Source organism: Acinetobacter sp. YH12236 (assembly GCF_013417645.1).
GTDB lineage: Bacteria > Pseudomonadota > Gammaproteobacteria > Pseudomonadales > Moraxellaceae > Acinetobacter.
Genome location: NZ_VPDM01000049.1, coordinates 1 through 16,606, shown reverse-complemented (window position 1 = coordinate 16,606; position 16,606 = coordinate 1). Strand labels below are relative to the sequence as shown.

17 protein-coding genes and 4 tRNA genes are annotated in these 16,606 nt (G+C 44.2%); 19 read left to right on the top strand and 2 right to left on the bottom strand.

Annotation, left to right across the window (positions count from 1 at the left end):
* Positions 1 to 200: 200 nt before the first annotated feature.
* Together FTV14_RS14835 and argH are read right to left on the bottom strand one after the other, a co-directional pair.
* Positions 201 to 476: an oxidative damage protection protein gene (locus FTV14_RS14835; protein WP_004781637.1), complete on the bottom strand. Its 276-nt coding sequence runs from the start codon at positions 474 to 476 to the stop codon at positions 201 to 203.
* Between the two features lie 29 nt (positions 477 to 505).
* Positions 506 to 1,936 carry an argininosuccinate lyase gene (gene argH, locus FTV14_RS14830; RefSeq protein WP_180054097.1) on the bottom strand — a complete coding sequence of 477 codons (1,431 nt, stop codon included), beginning with the start codon at positions 1,934 to 1,936 and terminating at the stop codon, positions 506 to 508.
* Here argH and FTV14_RS14825 point away from each other — a divergent pair.
* The 19 genes from FTV14_RS14825 to FTV14_RS14735 form a co-directional block, all read left to right on the top strand.
* Positions 1,927 to 3,081 (top strand): sensor histidine kinase, encoded by a 1,155-nt coding sequence (locus FTV14_RS14825; protein WP_159123731.1) that lies wholly within the window; start codon positions 1,927 to 1,929, stop codon positions 3,079 to 3,081. The two genes, argH and FTV14_RS14825, sit on opposite strands and share 10 nt — an antisense overlap.
* A 69-nt stretch (positions 3,082 to 3,150) precedes the next feature.
* Positions 3,151 to 3,891 (top strand): LytTR family DNA-binding domain-containing protein, encoded by a 741-nt coding sequence (locus FTV14_RS14820; RefSeq protein WP_180013245.1) that lies wholly within the window; start codon positions 3,151 to 3,153, stop codon positions 3,889 to 3,891.
* Positions 3,892 to 4,005: 114 nt separating this feature from the next.
* Complete coding sequence (gene hemC / locus FTV14_RS14815) at positions 4,006 to 4,929, top strand: hydroxymethylbilane synthase (RefSeq protein ID WP_180054096.1); 924 nt, start codon at positions 4,006 to 4,008, stop codon at positions 4,927 to 4,929.
* Positions 4,929 to 5,696 carry a uroporphyrinogen-III synthase gene (locus FTV14_RS14810; RefSeq protein WP_180054095.1) on the top strand — a complete coding sequence of 256 codons (768 nt, stop codon included), beginning with the start codon at positions 4,929 to 4,931 and terminating at the stop codon, positions 5,694 to 5,696. The genes hemC and FTV14_RS14810 overlap by 1 nt, the downstream gene beginning before the upstream one ends.
* 7 nt (positions 5,697 to 5,703) lie before the next feature.
* Positions 5,704 to 6,543 (top strand): hypothetical protein, encoded by an 840-nt coding sequence (locus FTV14_RS14805; RefSeq protein WP_180054094.1) that lies wholly within the window; start codon positions 5,704 to 5,706, stop codon positions 6,541 to 6,543.
* A 6-nt stretch (positions 6,544 to 6,549) separates the two neighbouring features.
* A complete protein-coding gene (locus FTV14_RS14800; protein WP_180054093.1) occupies positions 6,550 to 7,743 on the top strand; it encodes a heme biosynthesis protein HemY in 1,194 nt (397 codons plus the stop codon).
* A gap of 7 nt (positions 7,744 to 7,750) precedes the next feature.
* Entirely contained in the window at positions 7,751 to 8,176 is a 426-nt protein-coding gene (locus FTV14_RS14795) for a thioesterase family protein (RefSeq protein WP_004781650.1), read from the top strand.
* A gap of 154 nt (positions 8,177 to 8,330) precedes the next feature.
* Entirely contained in the window at positions 8,331 to 8,657 is a 327-nt protein-coding gene (locus tag FTV14_RS14790) for an H-NS family nucleoid-associated regulatory protein (RefSeq protein ID WP_079281036.1), read from the top strand.
* Between the two features lie 187 nt (positions 8,658 to 8,844).
* Positions 8,845 to 9,588 (top strand): type II secretion system protein N, encoded by a 744-nt coding sequence (gene gspN, locus FTV14_RS14785; protein ID WP_004781653.1) that lies wholly within the window; start codon positions 8,845 to 8,847, stop codon positions 9,586 to 9,588.
* A complete protein-coding gene (locus FTV14_RS14780; protein ID WP_180054092.1) occupies positions 9,588 to 10,445 on the top strand; it encodes a type II secretion system protein N in 858 nt (285 codons plus the stop codon). The genes gspN and FTV14_RS14780 overlap by 1 nt, the downstream gene beginning before the upstream one ends.
* Before the next feature lie 38 nt (positions 10,446 to 10,483).
* Positions 10,484 to 12,739, top strand: coding sequence for a type II secretion system secretin GspD (gene gspD / locus FTV14_RS14775; protein WP_180054091.1), 2,256 nt, complete (start codon positions 10,484 to 10,486; stop codon positions 12,737 to 12,739).
* Between the two features lie 62 nt (positions 12,740 to 12,801).
* On the top strand, positions 12,802 to 13,461 hold the full coding sequence (locus FTV14_RS14770) for an FHA domain-containing protein (RefSeq protein WP_180054090.1): 660 nt from the start codon (positions 12,802 to 12,804) through the stop codon (positions 13,459 to 13,461).
* Positions 13,462 to 13,539: 78 nt separating this feature from the next.
* Complete coding sequence (gene gph / locus FTV14_RS14765; RefSeq protein ID WP_179991965.1) at positions 13,540 to 14,208, top strand: phosphoglycolate phosphatase; 669 nt, start codon at positions 13,540 to 13,542, stop codon at positions 14,206 to 14,208.
* 108 nt (positions 14,209 to 14,316) lie between these two features.
* Entirely contained in the window at positions 14,317 to 15,810 is a 1,494-nt protein-coding gene (gene trpE, locus FTV14_RS14760; RefSeq protein WP_159123742.1) for an anthranilate synthase component I, read from the top strand.
* A 98-nt stretch (positions 15,811 to 15,908) separates the two neighbouring features.
* A tRNA-Thr gene (locus FTV14_RS14755) sits at positions 15,909 to 15,984 on the top strand.
* 55 nt (positions 15,985 to 16,039) lie between these two features.
* Positions 16,040 to 16,123, top strand: a tRNA-Tyr gene (locus FTV14_RS14750).
* Between the two features lie 36 nt (positions 16,124 to 16,159).
* Positions 16,160 to 16,235 (top strand) — tRNA-Gly (locus tag FTV14_RS14745).
* 21 nt (positions 16,236 to 16,256) lie between these two features.
* Positions 16,257 to 16,331 (top strand) — tRNA-Thr (locus tag FTV14_RS14740).
* A 151-nt stretch (positions 16,332 to 16,482) separates the two neighbouring features.
* Positions 16,483 to 16,606 (top strand): GTP-binding protein (locus FTV14_RS14735; RefSeq protein WP_228151030.1); only part of this gene is annotated, 124 nt, incomplete at its 3' end.

Genomic DNA, 16,606 nt, shown 5'->3' with positions numbered 1-16,606 from the left:
AATGGAAAAATCTAAAAGGTATGTTTTACCGAAAAAAAGAAGTAGAAACTACCCACGAGTTGTGAAAGGGAAACCACAGAAATACCCAAAAAAATGCCAGTCAATCTCTTAACTGACTGGCATTACCGTTTATGGAGCTTTTCAAATGTTGACCTACGCGCACCTTCGGTGCTTGTCTTGCAGAAAAATAAGGCAGCGCCTTATTTTTCTTCAGGCTTTAGACCTTCAGCTTTTTCCAATGATTCATCATTGTTAAAGAACTTCTCCCGTTGTTCTTCAAGGAACTTTTTCGCATCCGGTTCAAACACGTTTAAACGCTTTTCATTGATCAGCGTGGTCTGGTGTTTCAGCCATTCTTGCCAAGCCTGTTTAGATATCGTATCAAACAGTTCCTGACCCTTTGCACCCGGGAATGGTGCAAAGTCTAAACCTTCCATTTCTTGTTGATACTTACGGCAAAAAACTTGTCGAGACATATCAATACTCCAATTTAAAGCGAAAGCAATTAAGCGTAAAGTTTCTCTAGGCGAGCATGCGCACGTTCGATCGCAGCTTCAACCTGTGCAGGTGCAGTACCACCGATGTGATTACGTGCATTCACAGATGCTTCTAAGGTCAGGGCTTTTTCGAATACATCTGCCTGAATCAGATCAGAGAACTGTTGCAGTTGCTCAAGTGTCAGTTCAGACAGGTCTTTACCTTCCTGCACGCCTAGAGCTACCGCTTTACCCACAATTTCATGAGCATCACGGAAAGCCACGCCATTTTTTACCAGATAATCTGCCAGGTCAGTAGCCGTTGAGAATCCACGAAGCGCTGCTTCACGCATGATTTCAATATTTGGTACAAGCGCAGGAATCATGTCAGCAAATGCCATTAATGAACCACGAACCGTATCGATCGCATCAAATAATGGTTCTTTGTCTTCCTGGTTATCTTTGTTGTAAGCAAGCGGTTGACCTTTCATTAGGGTCAACAAGCTCATCAGATCACCATATACACGGCCGGTTTTACCACGGATCAGTTCAGGTACATCCGGGTTTTTCTTCTGTGGCATGATCGAAGAACCAGTACAGAAACGGTCTGGAATATTTACGAACTTGAACTGAGCCGATGTCCATAGGATCATTTCTTCAGACATACGTGACAGGTGCATCATAATTAAAGATGCCGCAGCATTGAATTCAATACCGAAATCACGGTCAGAAACAGCATCAAGTGAGTTTTCAGCAACAGCTTCAAAACCTAGAAGCTCAGCGGTATAAGTACGGTCAATCGGGTAAGTCGTACCTGCCAGAGCAGCAGAACCGAGTGGCATACGGTTAACACGTTTACGGCAATCAATCAGACGCTCAGAGTCACGTACCAGCATTTCAAACCAAGCCATCAAGTGATGACCAAAAGTCACTGGCTGTGCAGTTTGCAGATGGGTAAAACCCGGCATGATGGTATTGGTATTTTTCGCTGCCAGACCCAGGATGCCTTTTTGCAATTTTTTTAGCAATTCCAGGATGGCATCGATTTCATCACGTACATACAGACGGATATCGGTTGCCACTTGGTCATTACGGCTACGGCCCGTATGTAATTTTTTACCGGTGATGCCGATACGCTGAGTCAGGCGCGACTCAATGTTCATATGCACATCTTCAAGGTCAATGCGCCATTCGAAGTTACCTGCTTCAATATCTGCTTTAATGGCAGTCAGACCTTCGATAATGTCATCACGTTCCTGTTCGGTCAGTACGCCAACTTTTGCCAGCATGGTTGCATGTGCAATCGAGCCTGCAATGTCTTGTTTATAAAAACGTTGGTCAAATTGAACAGATGCTGTAAATTCAGCAACAAAAGCATCAGTCGCTTCAGAGAAACGACCGCCCCACATACCCGAAGTCTGGGCTTGTGATGGATTTGAGGAATTAGAAGATGTGGTCATGTCGGCTCAATCAGATTAAAAGCAGTAGAACGAAAAAGAGTATAACAAATTCAAAGCCCGTTGCCGAAGTCCAAGTCGATCAATCTTTTACATCTCCGACCGGATCAGTGCAAAGCTCTTATTTTTTTAGCCAGATTGGCAAGCTGCACTATTTACTGGAAATGTTTATTGGCGGCAATGTGCTGGCCATGGTCTTAGCCTTGGCAAAAGCACAGTCCTGGCAGGCACTCAATCTGGCAGATCTGCTTCAATATATGCTGTATATCAACTGGATACTGTTATGTTTTGCAGCGCTAGTCGAGCTTTTTCATCAGCACTTTCAACGTATGGGGATTAAGCTGGCATTAATCTGCGGATTTTTGCTATTACAGGCGATTGTTTTGGTAACTACGACCAGTCTGAATGTGCTGACTTATTTTGGCAGCAATTTGAATTTTCAGGGACTGAGTCTGGCAGTCGCACTGGATCAGGTCGGCCTACATCTGAGTTTTGGTATCCTGTTAGGCATGTTCTGTTTTCGCTATCTGTATTTGCGTGAACAATGGGCGCAGCAGCAGCACAGTGAATTACATGCACGGATTCAGGCCATGCAGGCCAGGATTCATCCGCATTTTCTGTTTAATAGTCTCAATAGCGTGATTAGCCTGATCAGTATTGACCCGGACAAAGCCGAACAAATGTTGCTGAATTTGTCCCGTTTATTTCGGGCCAGTTTTCAGGAATTGAAACTGGTCAAGTTGCAAGAAGAAATTGAACTGTGCCAGCGCTATCTGGAGATTGAACAGATTCGTCTGGGAGAGCGTTTGCAGGTCGAATGGAAATTAGAAAACAAAGACTTATACTCACAAGTCCAAATTCCATTATTGACTTTACAACCCCTAGTGGAAAATAGTATTTTCCATGGAGTTGAAAAAATTTTGACAAAGAGTACCATAAGCATATTGATTGAAATCTTGCAAAATCAAATTAATATCATCATAACAAACCCCTATACGCAGGATAATAAAACATTAAAAAAGGGACATGGTATTGCAATTGAAAATGTCAGACAGCGTCTGGAAGCTTATTACGGACCTACGATGACGTTTCAAACTTTCGCCGGTGGAGGGGTGTTTACCACGGTTGTGCAATATCGCTATAAATAAAAAGAAATCAAGGAAATCACAGTTAACTTATAATCAAATGAATAATGTTGACTGGATTAAGGAGGAGAAATGGACGTCCTGATTTGTGACGATGAGCCTTTGGCTGTCGAGCGACTATCACGTTTAGTCTCTCAACTGGGGCATGATGTGGTTGCAACAGCTACGCATGGTCGTCAAGCAATTGATCTGGCTCACCAGCATGAACCTGATGTCATCTTATTAGATATTCAAATGCCTGAAATGGATGGTTTGACCTGTGCGCAGCATTTGCGTCGGCTCGACCCGATGCCGGCTATTGTCTTTTGTACGGCCTATGACCAACACGCGCTGGATGCATTCAAGTCTAATGCAGACGGCTACCTGCTTAAACCGGTGATGCAACAGGAATTGGCACAGGTTTTAGAGCATCTAATTAAACTTACCCAAGCTCAAATGAGCCAACTAAAACAAAAAGAAAATATGGAAGAAATCAATATCAGCCGCCATCAAATTGCGGCAAAGACCTATCGCGGGGTCGAATTGGTGCCAGTTGAAAATATCTATTATTTTCTGGCGGATCAAAAATATGTGACCGTACGCCATAAAAACGGCAGTGTCCTGATTGATGAAACCCTGAAGGAGTTGGAACAGGAGTTTGGACATCAGTTCATCAGGATTCACCGTAATGCACTGGTTTCGGTTCACTATCTGGAAGGCTTGGAAGTGGTGAGTTCCGGCCAGTATCAGGTGCGTTGTCGTGAACTGGAAGAGCGTCTGGCGGTCAGTCGGCGTCATTTGCCATTCTTGCGGGAACGGATTCAGAAACTCTAAACGGATCAATGAGTTCGTCTGGACCAGTATTGAAACTTGTATAAATTCGCTTGCATTTTCAAGTGAGCAGGTTAAGTTTAGACTATTGTTCTCATTGACTGTTTATTGAAATTTATGAAGACCCTAAAAATTGCTACTCGACAAAGTCCACTTGCGCTCTGGCAGGCGGAACATATCCGTGCACGCTTACAGGACCTGCATGCTGGACTTCAGGTCGAGTTAGTCACTTTTGTTACACAGGGTGATAAAATTCTTGATACGCCATTGGCTAAAATTGGCGGTAAGGGCTTATTTGTAAAAGAATTAGAAGCAGCCTTACTAGATGGTCGTGCTGATCTGGCAGTCCATTCAATGAAAGATGTGCCAATGGCTTTGCCTGAAGGCTTATCTTTGGCAGTCATCTGTGAACGTGAAGATCCACTGGATGCTTTTGTCTCAAATACTTATGCCAGTTTTGACGAATTGCCTCAAGGTGCCAAAGTTGGAACTTCCAGCTTGCGCCGTAAAACCCAGATTTTAAAACAGCGTTCGGACCTTGAGATTATCGATTTACGCGGTAATGTGGGTACACGCTTATCCAAACTGGATGCAGGTCAGTATGATGCAATCATCCTGGCCAGTGCCGGTTTAAAACGCTTGGGCCTTGCAGATCGGATTCGTCATAGTATTGTGCCTGAAGTAAGTTTACCCGCAGTAGGACAGGGTGCACTGGGCCTGGAATGCCGGAGTGGAGATCAAGCGGTATTAGATTTAATCCAGCCTCTGTTACATGTAGAAACTGATGCCTGTGTCCGTGCCGAACGTGCCTTTAATGCCTATCTGGAAGGTGGCTGTCAGGTGCCAATCGCAGGCTATGCCACTTTAAATGAAGGTGTCATTTCGATTGAAGGCCGGGTCGGTAGCGTAGATGGCGCAACTTTGCTACGCGCACAGCAAAGTGGAACCATGGCAGATGCAGAGCAATTGGGCGTGCAGCTGGCTAAAGATCTGCTAGATCAGGGCGCAGGCGAGTTACTGAAAGCCCTTTATTCAAAATAATGTTGTTCATTAATACCCGTCCGAGTGATCGTGCTGCAAATTTAACGCAAGCCCTACAGACAGCGCAGATTCCGGTGATAGAGTTGCCCTTGCTAGAACTGGTACAGCAGCCTTATACGGATGAGCTAGCCAGTTTATTTAGGCAGCTACCCCAAGCAAAACTGATTGTCGTAGTGAGTCCGACCGCTGCCCAAATTGGCATGCAATATTTGCAGCAGGCAGGCCTATCATTGCATGATCTTGGAAGTGTCCAGTGGGTCGCTGTGGGTAAAGCTACCGAGCGGGCTTTAGCAAGCTACGGTATCCAGAGTTATGTGCCTGATGTGGAGACTTCGGAAGGGATGCTGCAATTGCCTGTGCTACAGCAATTAGCTACCGGATCAACTGTCGCCTTTTGGCGAGGTGAAGGTGGGCGTCAATTTATGATGCAGCATTTAAAGGATCAGCAAATTCATATATTGAATTTCATTTTATATAATCGTCAGTGTCCGCCAGTGACTTCCGAGATATTAGCTAAACATTTGACGAGCCTTGAAGCTAATCCCCGTTATGCAGTCTTGGTCAGCAGTGAAGCGAGCTGGCTTAACTGGCTAGCCTTGATGCAGCCGTATCCGCATCTCATTAATCGGGCATTGTATTTGGTTTTGGGGCCGCGTTTGGCTGCCATGCTTGGGGAATATCAACAGCAACATCAGGCTGGTTTTCAATTCGCTCAGTTAGAGGACTTAAGCGGATCGACGATTTTGCAGCAGCTACTGATGTACTAGGAAACGCATGAAAAAATTATTCATTGTTTTTTTCATCTTGAGCTTGGCGTGGATTGCCAAGCTGAGCTATGACCTGTTTGGCTTAAATTCAGCACAGACTGAATTGACCCAGAATTTGAAGCAACTGCAACAGCAGAATGCCAATCTGAATGATCAGATGGTGGCCTTAAAACGTCAAGTTGCTACGGGCCAAGCGTTAAGCCCTGAAACACCGAACAAGGGGACAGTTCAGGATACTCCTAGGGTTGATTTGCAGGATGATCTGCCTTTGGTCGAGCAATATCTGGATCTGGTTGAGTTTGCCTTGCAGCAGCAACAATATGCAATGGCTATGGAAAAGTTGAATCAATTATCCAATCAGCTTGAACATCTAGAACTGGCACCTGCTCTTCTGGGTAGCCTGAATCAGGCGATTGACAAGGATCGGGAAGTCCTTAAGCAGTTCATCAACAATCGTTTAGTACAACAGAATAAATTAAAAGAATTACTGCAACAGATTGATATTGAGATGGAAAAGGAAATCCAGGTGCAGCATCAGCACCGCGCTACAGCCCAAAGCTCATTTTGGCAGCGCTGGATTCAGATTGAATCAGTCGAGAAACCGAGTGCAGTCTTAATGCAGCGTAATCTGGTCTTAAAAGAAGCTCAGCTGCGTTTACTGATTGCAGAAAATAGTGTGCAGCAAGGACAGCAGGTAGCTTTCCAGCAAGCCCTGAAAAGTGTGATCGAGGTATTGGCTCAACTTCCGGATGCGCAAAGCAAACAATGGATTCAGCGACTGGAGCAAATTAAGATAGCACCTCAGACGCCTACTCCTCAGCTCAATACGCGTACCCTGATCGGTTAATTGCTTATGAAACAGATTTTACTTGCTTATTTACTGGTTGGTTTGCTGGGCTTAGCGATCTTGAGCGTACTGAGCTATGGTTATGGTGCGGGCTATGTCTATCTGTATTGGCGCGGACTACAAATCCAGACCACTTTCTGGTTCCTGGTGGGCTTGCTTATCGTAATCAGCTTTCTGATGCATATGCTGTGGTATGCGACCAAGCGTTATCTCAGCTTTAAACAGCGTAAACATGAAACGGTATTCAGCTTTGCCCGCTTGCATCCTTATGAGCAGTTAGCCGTAGTTTGGTTATTAAATGCTGCACAAGATCAACGGGATTTTATCCAGCAGTCTTTTAATCAGTCGGGATTGCTCAAGTATATTATTGATGCCCGATTATCCTGGGGACAGCAACAATATAGCGAAGCATTAAGTAGTTTAAATCAGTCCAATCCCATGGCATTTGAACTGGCAGAATTACAGCGGATTGAAATCTATTTATCACAGCAAGATGGTCAGCAGGCATTAACACATTTAGAATTTTTAAATCAGCATGAATTATCTCCCTGGTTAAGACGAGTCAAAACCGCTTATGAGCAGCGTTTAAATGCTTTATGGGGACAATTTGCCTTACAGTTTCCCTGGTTATATTTACGTTCAACCAAATATGGTCATTTAGACCAAGAAGTAAAAAAAATATGGCTGCAGCAATTATTAATAGCTTATGACCAGGCTACTGAAGATGATTTGGAATATTTAAAACAACGTTATCTTGATTTAAAACAGGATATATTTAATCGTGACTATGAAGTCAAGCTATTATGGTTGAAACTGTTATTTAGAATGCCGGAAATGAGTGTTGAGCATGAATGCCTTGCTAAACACTTACTGGAACTCCAATTTAATCAGGATGTATTCTATTTATGGTTCCAGCAGCAGTTATTAAAGCAGTTTCCAGATTATGCAGATATTGAGCAGCAGATCTCAGTTTGGGATGCAAAATATACTGCACTGCCAATATTAAGTTTTGCCAAATGGCATATTCTACAGGCGACTGGCCGGGTAGAAGAAGCTCAGCAATTGCTGGATCTCTATCCAGATGACATTCGCATGAGCTATTTGAGAATTAAATCTGTATTACAGGGAAGAGAGGATTTAATACAGCAGTTAAATGCCGTATTTGAATCGAATGTTAATTTTATTGAAATCAGAATTTGAGGAAATAATGTCAGAATTACAACAATATCCGGTGATTTATTCGCAAACTGTTGCATGGGGAGACATGGATGCGTTTGGGCATGTTAATAATGCCATGTATTACCGTTATATAGAAAGTGCCCGTTTGGCTTATTTGGGTAAATTAAATATTTTTGATGAAGATATTTTAACAGTAGTGGCTTCAAATCAATGCCGTTATTTAAAACCTGTGGTTTATCCAGATCAATTAAAAGTGGCGGCACGAATTGATGAAATTCGGAATAGTGCAGTCAGAATGCATTATTTATTATGGAGTGAACAGCAGCAAAGTATCGTGGCCACTTCAGAAGCAGTTATTGTATGTTTAAATAAAAATATGCAGAAAACTGAAATACCTGAACATATTCGAGAAAAAATAAAATCGCTAGAATTAACTGTACAACATGAAATTTAATATTAGAGTTTTTATCTCTAATTTAATGATTAATTTTGTAATGGCCCTTAAGTTTATTGTTATACATTTAAAATTTTATATTGAATATTACACTTAATATAAATATGATGGGTTCGTTATTTATTAAAAGAAATAATGCTATTTATTGGAGAACATGATGCCAGACATTACAAATTTATCAGTTGAAGAGTTAAAACGTTTACAAGCAGAAGCTGAGTCTTTAATTGCTTTGAAAAAAGATCAGGAAATTGAAGATGCTTATCATCAGGTATTGGATATTGCCGACAAAGTAGGCTTAACGATTGAACAACTTCTTGAATTTGGTGCTTCTAAACGTAAAAAAACTGCACGTAAGTCTGTAGAGCCACGTTATCGCAGTAAAAGCAATCCGGAAGACACCTGGACTGGTCGCGGTAAACAGCCACGCTGGTTAGTTGCTGAATTAGAGAAAGGCGCAAAACTGGAAGATTTCGTGATCTAATCCTTCTGCCGCATTATTCATCATCAGGCTGTTATGCATACGGCCTGTGATTGATCAGCCAAGCACATCCTGCTTGGTTTTTTTATGCCTATGAATTGGCGTCAGAGAAAAAGTGTGCATAATGTGATTATAAAATGACAAAACTATAAATTTAGGGGTTTCGATTGGATAGGTTGGTCGTGGCGGGATGAGCAATAAGCCGAAAACATTAAAATGGTTGATATTTGCAATTCTAGCCTTTTTTGTCTTTGTAATTCTGCAAGTTCCTGCAGCTTGGTTAATTTCAAAATTTTATAAAAATAATCAGGTCTTACATAATGTAAGCGGGAATATCTGGCAGGGAAGTGCGGACTGGAAAAAAGGTAATCTTCGGGGAAGTCTGAACTGGCAGGTTCGTCCTTTGGACCTGTTGTTGCTGAGATTAGGGGCAAATATTGATCTGCATAGCGGTAATACCCAGTTTTCGGGTGTGATGGGCTATGGTCTGAATAAAACTTTAACCGTCAAAAACCTTGAGGGACAGCTTGCACCTGAAACTTTAAAGAAGATTGCCGACTGGCAATGGCCTACCAACCCGATTCAGTTTAAAGAACTCGATTTTAAATATAAAAAAGAGCAAGGCTTTAGCCATGTAGATGGCCAGATGCAATGGAGCGGTGGTGAGCTGATTTATACATTTGCCCAGCGTCAGGAGCGTATGAATGTGCCAGTTCTGAGTGGTCAGCTATCCGATGAGAATGGTCAGTTGCTGCTGGACGTGCGCGACAATCGCGATCAACGTATGTTGAATATTAAACTGGATCCAAGCCTGATGCTGGATATTCAACTGACACAGCGCTTTTTACTCAATGCCCCTTCTTATACCGGTAAAGCTGGACTGGATACTTATGTGATTAGTACCCGTCAGCCTTTAATGGGGGGCTTCAACTGATGGCAAGCCCACTTGATTATTTTAAAAATATTGATTTGAAACAGACAGAGCGTATCGCTCCAATTTTACTGTTTCTGCTGATTCTGTATTTATGCTGGAAATTGGCTGCTTTATTCTGGCTTCTGGTGGCTCCGCCACAAGCGATGCAGATTGATCAGGTAGAACTGGGGTCACAACAGACTCAAGTGCCAAATATTAGTGCCTTTTCACTATTTCAGGAAACTACTTACGCAGCGAACACTGCTGAAACTGCCAATATTGTCTTGCAGGGGGTGGTGGTGGCGAGCCCAAGCTATAACTCTTCAGCAGTCTTGAAAATTAATGACCAGTCTGACCGTTATCGGGTCGGAGAGGTATTGGGGAATAGCGGTTTTACGCTGGCGGAAGTGTATTGGGACCGGGTGATTTTGCGTAAATCAAGCGGTGCGACCCAAGAAATCCTGTTTAAAGGGCTGGAAAATGGTTTAAACCAGCCGATTGTGCCGGATATCTCAGCAGCATCTTCAAATTCAATGCCTCCGCTGCATACGGAAAGTGGTATGCCTGAACAACCTTCACCACAGAGTGAAATCAATCGGGCCATCCAGCAGATGCAGGAAAATAAGGACCAGTACTTACAGAATATGGGGGTAAGTGCAGCAGATGGTGGTTATGAAGTCACTTCACGAACACCGGCTGCACTGCGTAATCGCTTGGGATTAAGACCGGGAGACCGGATTTTGTCTTTGAATGGTCAGACCCTGTCGCAGGGACAAACCGAAGCACAGTTACTGGAACAGGCTCGACGTGAAGGTCAGGTCAAACTCGAAATAAAACGTGGTGATCAGGTGATGACCATACAACAGGATTTGAAGTGATGTGTCATCACGCATAGGGTTAGGAAACACAAAAGTTTATGGCTTTATTTAATAATAATCGATCAGCATGGGCATTCTGTGTGGCCGCACCATTGGTTGCTATGGTCAGTACGGCAAGTTATGCGCAAACCTGGAAAATCAATCTCCGGGATGCAGACTTAACCGCCTTCATTAATGAAGTGGCGGATATTACCGGTAAAAATTTTGCGGTAGACCCACGGGTTCGAGGCAATGTCACGGTCATTTCCAACAAACCACTGAATAAAAATGAAGTTTATGACCTGTTTTTAGGCGTCTTGAATGTCAATGGTGTAGTGGCCATCCCTTCAGGAAATACTATCAAGCTGGTACCAGACAGCAATGTTAAAAGCTCCGGGATTCCCTATGATGCTCGTCATCGTGCGACCGGTGACCAGATTGTCACTCGCGTGATCTGGCTGGAAAATACCAATCCAAATGACCTGATTCCAGCCCTGCGTCCGTTAATGCCACAGTTTGCCCATTTGGCTGCCGTTCCGGGCACCAATGCATTGATTGTGTCGGACCGGGCGACCAATATCTATCAGCTGGAAACCATCATCCGTAATCTGGATGGCACAGGTCAGAATGATATTGAAGCCATTAGTCTACAGTCTAGTCAGGCTGAAGAAATGATTGAGCTGATTGATTCAATGGCAGCAACAGGTGCAGCTAAAGATCTGCGTGGTTCACGGGTGCGGGTCATAGCAGATGTGCGTACCAACCGGATTCTGATTAAAGGGGATCCAGCAACGCGCAAGCGTATTCGTCAGATTATTGAAACGCTGGATGTGCCTGCAGCAGACCGTCTGGGTGGCTTAAAAGTCTTCCGTTTGAAATATGCCAGTGCCAAGAATCTTTCGGAAATTTTGCAGGGATTAGTGACAGGGCAGGCAGTCAATACGGGTTTGGATAATTCTTCTTCCAGCTCGTCTTCATATAATTCGACTAATAACCTGAATACCAACAGTACTACTAACTCAAACAGCTCAACCGCATCCAATATTCAGCTCAATACTGGCATGAAAACCGAGCAGGGCGGGATTAGCAGCTTTAATGCCAATGGCGTCAGCATCATTGCAGATGCCACACAAAATTCATTGGTGGTCAAGGCTGACCCGCAACTGATGCGTGAAATCGAATCTGCCATTGGTCAGTTAGATGTACGCCGTCAACAGGTTCTGATTGAAGCTGCAATTATTGAAGTAGAAGGGACAGATGCAGATCAGCTGGGTGTGCAATGGGCCTTAGGTGATATCAGCAGCGGAATTGGTCTGATCAATTTTGATAATTTTGGCACCAGTCTGAAAAATATTGCAGCAGGTTATCTGACTGGCGGTGGTGCAGGTGCGGCGAGTACTGTCGGTGCAGGCAGTTCACTGGTGATTGGTGATTACCGTGAAGGCAGTGATGGTTCACGCCGTTTATACGGCGCGATGATTCAGGCCTTAAAAGAAACGACCAAGTCTAACCTGTTATCTACGCCGTCGATTGTGACCATGGATAATGAGGAAGCTTATATTGTCGTGGGTGAAAATGTGCCCTTTGTGACCGGTTCGGTTTCGACCAGTGGCTCAGGCGTGGCTAATCCTTATACCACCATTGAGCGTAAAGATGTCGGCGTAACCTTAAAAGTCGTACCGCACATTGGTGAAGATGGTACGGTACGTCTGGAAGTTGAACAGGAAGTCTCTGCGGTCAATCGAGATCGTGGACAAGCACAGGATTTGGTGACCAGCAAGCGTGCAATTAAAACTTCGATTCTGGCTGAACATGGGCAAACCATCGTACTCGGTGGCTTAATCTCGGATAATACTACGTATGGACGTCAGGCTGTTCCAGGTCTGGGAGCGATTCCAGGTATAGGACGCTTATTTCGCGCTGAAGGTAAGTCTAATCAGAAACGAAACCTGTTGATCTTTATCCATCCAACGATTGTGGGGGATAAAAATGAAGTGCGTAAACTGACGCAGCAACGTTATGGTCAACTCTATAGCCTGCAATTGGCACTCGATTCAGACGGTAATTTTGCCAAGCTGCCGGAAAGTGTTGAAGATGTGTATCAGCAGCGTATTCCAGTTTCCAAGACACCACTGACGAATTCGACCTACCAGAATGTCCCAAGTGCCCCAGCACCAACGCCGTCAGATACAGCAGTAGCTACACCGGTAGCAATTGAGCCGGGGATTCAGCGACAAGTGGTACAGCAGCCAGTCCAGCAGGTTGAAAAAAGTAGAAATACCGTTACAACAACCACACTTAGACCAAAAAGCTAGACCATTCGCATTTGCATACAGCATGTTATGATAATGTCAAAGAGAATAGAGAAGTAGATTTCATGACTTGGAAAATACAGGCAATTACCGATGACTTGACCGGACAGGAAATAGCAATCGACCGTGACATGCTGGTAGGGCGTCATCAGGCGGCTGATATTGTGCTGCAGGCTGCGGAAATCTCGCGTAAGCATGCTGCTTTTCTGCTGAAAGACGATGCACTGTGGGTACAGGATCTAGGCTCATCTAATGGCACTTTCGTGAATGACTTGCGTATTGAGCAGGAAACGCGATTAAAACAAGACGATGTAGTCCAGTTTGCCACCTTGAAATTTCTGGTTCTTGAACCTGTAGCGCCTGTTGAAGTGGCGCCAGAAGTTGAAGAAACAGCAGAGCAAGTGGTTGAAGAAATCGAAACGGTTGAGAAAACTCCTGCCCAGCAGATGAATGAGCAGGGCATTCCAGAATTGAAAGAGCGTGATGCTTCAGTCAACTTGACCCGTGATGGTATGCCGACCAATGTCGGTATTCCAAAACCTGCGCCTATTGCTGAAGGGATAGACCTGAGCTCGGTTAAGCCAGAACCCGCACCGATTCCGGTGGAACAGCCTGTTTCTCGTGTAGAGCAGGAAAAAGAAGCACAGAAAAATGCATCTATTGGACTGATTTCACTAATCGTTCTGATTATTTTGGCGATTATCGCCTGGGTGTTGTTTAAATAAGCCCATGATTGGTTACAATCGAGGCATGCATCACGCATGCCTTTTTTATGGCTGCAAATAAAGAAAATGAGGGGCAGGATGTCAATTGCACAACTGGAACAACGTAAGCTGATTTTATTCGATCTGGATGGTACCTTGGTGGATTCAGCCCATGATCTGTATCGAGCCATGAATATGAGCCTGAATGTCTTGCAGCTACCCCTGGTGACTGAGGAGCAGGTACGGGTGTGGATCGGTAAAGGAACGTCCAAGTTCTGTGAAAGCGTACTCCAGCATTTGGTGGGAGAAGTATTACCTGCCCAGCATCAGGAATTACTTGCGACGTTCCTGGAAATTTATAATGCCGATCCTTGTGTAGATACCAAGCCATTTGACGGAATTATCGAGTTTCTGGAATGGGGTAAGGCTAACGATAAAAAACTGATCTGTGTGACCAATAAACCAGAAGAACCGGCACGCAGTATTCTGGATATTCTGGAAATGGCGCAATACTTTGATGACACGATTGGTGGTGATCGCTTTACCGAGCGTAAGCCAGATCCGCGTCAGTTGTTGCATTGTGTAGAACATTATGGCGTGACCAAAGAGCAGGTACTGATGATCGGGGACTCAGTCAATGACATCGAAGCTGCGCGCCGTGCGGGTATAGATTGTATTGTAGTCAGCTATGGCTATAATCATGGTGAAAATATAGCAGACTGTGATCCTCAAGAAATTGTTGATGATCTACGTGAGTTGCTTGCTTAAATAGGGTACGAAGGAAATAAGATGAATAGTTGTAAGGTTTTTCGATGGCGTCGCTCAGTTCAATTCTATTTTCATACTGAGTGACCCTAATTTAAAGAGAAAAACCGAATGACAACTTCAGCTCAATTCCAGCAACTTGCATCTCAAGGCTACAACCTGATTCCAGTATACCGTCAGCGTCTGGCTGATACCGATACTCCTTTATCTATCTTTGCCCGTCTAAAACAGCACCAACAGGCTTATCTGTTCGAATCTGTGGAAGGGGGAGAAAACTGGGCGCGTTATTCAATTATCGGTCTGGGTGAATCCACTGTATTCTCCTGTAATGCGGGTGAACTGACTGTTCAGCATCCAGATGGCTCTATTGAAAAACAGCACTGTGCCGATCCATTCCAGTATATCCGTGACTTTCAGGCACAGTTTAAAGTACCGACCCAGGCAGAACTTCCAGCCTTACCAAGCTTTACCGGTGGTCTTGTCGGTTACTTTGGTTATGACTCAGTACGTTATATTGAACCTAAGCTAAAAAATGTGCCTGAAGCTGATCCGGTAGGCTTGCCAGATATCTGGATGATGCTGTCCAAAACCGTCATCGTATTCGATAATCTGAAAGATACCCTGTTCCTGATTGTCCATGCCGATGCAGCGGATCAGGCAGCTTATGAGAAAGCGCAGCAGCAGCTGGATGAGCTGGAAAATATTCTGGCAACACCAGTGAGCCTGAAAGCAGAAAAACATACAGCACCGCACTTTGAGTCTTTAACTGGACATGACAACTTTATTGCCTCTATTGAAAAGGTAAAAGAGTACATTCGTGCCGGAGATGTGATGCAGGTCGTGCCGGGTCATCGTATGGTTTCTGATTTCGATGGTGAGCCTTTACAGGTCTATCGCGCATTACGTCATCTTAATCCATCACCTTACCTGTTCCTCGTGCAAGGGCAGACCCTAGAAGACAATACGCCGTTCCATATTGTGGGTTCTTCACCTGAAATTCTGTCACGTCTGGAAAATGGCATTGCGACTGTTCGTCCACTGGCGGGTACGCGTCCACGTGGCAAGACCAAGGAAGAAGATCTGGCACTGGAAAAAGATTTACTGTCTGATGAAAAAGAAATTGCCGAGCACTTAATGCTGATTGACTTAGGCCGAAATGATGTCGGTCGAGTATCCAAAATCGGTAAAGTGCAAGTCACTGATCAAATGGTGATCGAACGTTACTCGCATGTGATGCACATTGTGTCGAATGTACAAGGTGAAGTGCGGGATGATGTGGATGCGCTGGATGTTTTTAAGGCAACTTTCCCGGCTGGAACACTTTCTGGTGCACCAAAAATCCGTGCTATGGAAATTATTGACGAAGTTGAGCCAGTAAAACGCGGAATTTTTGGCGGCGCTGTTGGTTATTTAGGCTGGCATGGTGAAATGGACATGTCGATTGCCATTCGTACCTGCGTGATTCGTGAAAATAAGGTCTATGTTCAGGCTGGAGCAGGGCTGGTTGCGGACTCAAATCCTGAGTCAGAATGGAATGAAACCCAAATAAAAGCTCGTGCAGTGATCAAAGCGGTTGAATTATCATCAAACGGATTGATTTTGTGAGTTTTTGGCGTTTTTTTTGAAAAAAACACTTGCATGGATTCTGAGTTTTGCTAAACTGCACACCGTTCCGATACGAAACGTACGAAACACTAAGAAACGCCGGCATAGCTCAGTTGGTAGAGCAACTGACTTGTAATCAGTAGGTCCACAGTTCGAATCCGTGTGCCGGCACCATCTTAGAGAGTTTGGAGTGCGAAGTAAAGAACGACACTGATGTAAGTGTAAAAATGGTGAGGTTCCCGAGCGGTCAAAGGGGGCGGACTGTAACTCCGCTACGAAAGTTTCGAAGGTTCGAATCCTTCCCTCACCACCAATTTTAAGACTTCAAAGTGGTAAGTACCAACATCGTGCGGGAGTAGCTCAGTTGGTAGAGCGGCAGCCTTCCAAGCTGCATGTCGCGAGTTCGATCCTCGTCTCCCGCTCCATTGTTTGAAGTGCTAATATTTGCTCTTATAGCTCAGTGGTAGAGCACTCCCTTGGTAAGGGAGAGGTCTCGAGTTCAAATCTCGATAAGAGCTCCAGATTACAGTTTGGCAACGTGGTTGCAAAAATATTTCAAAAGCAGGCTATTTAGTCTGCTTTTCAAGTATTTGGTGTTTGGTTTTTTTTAAACGATATGTCGGAGCTGGGTTTTACTCAGAATTGTGTTCGACGTAAACGAGGAAGATTAACATGGCTAAGGCTAAGTTTGAACGTAATAAGCCACACGTTAACGTGGGCACAATCGGTCACGTTGACCATGGTAAAACAACTTTAACAGCTGCGATTGCAACTGTATGTGCTAAAAAATTCGGTG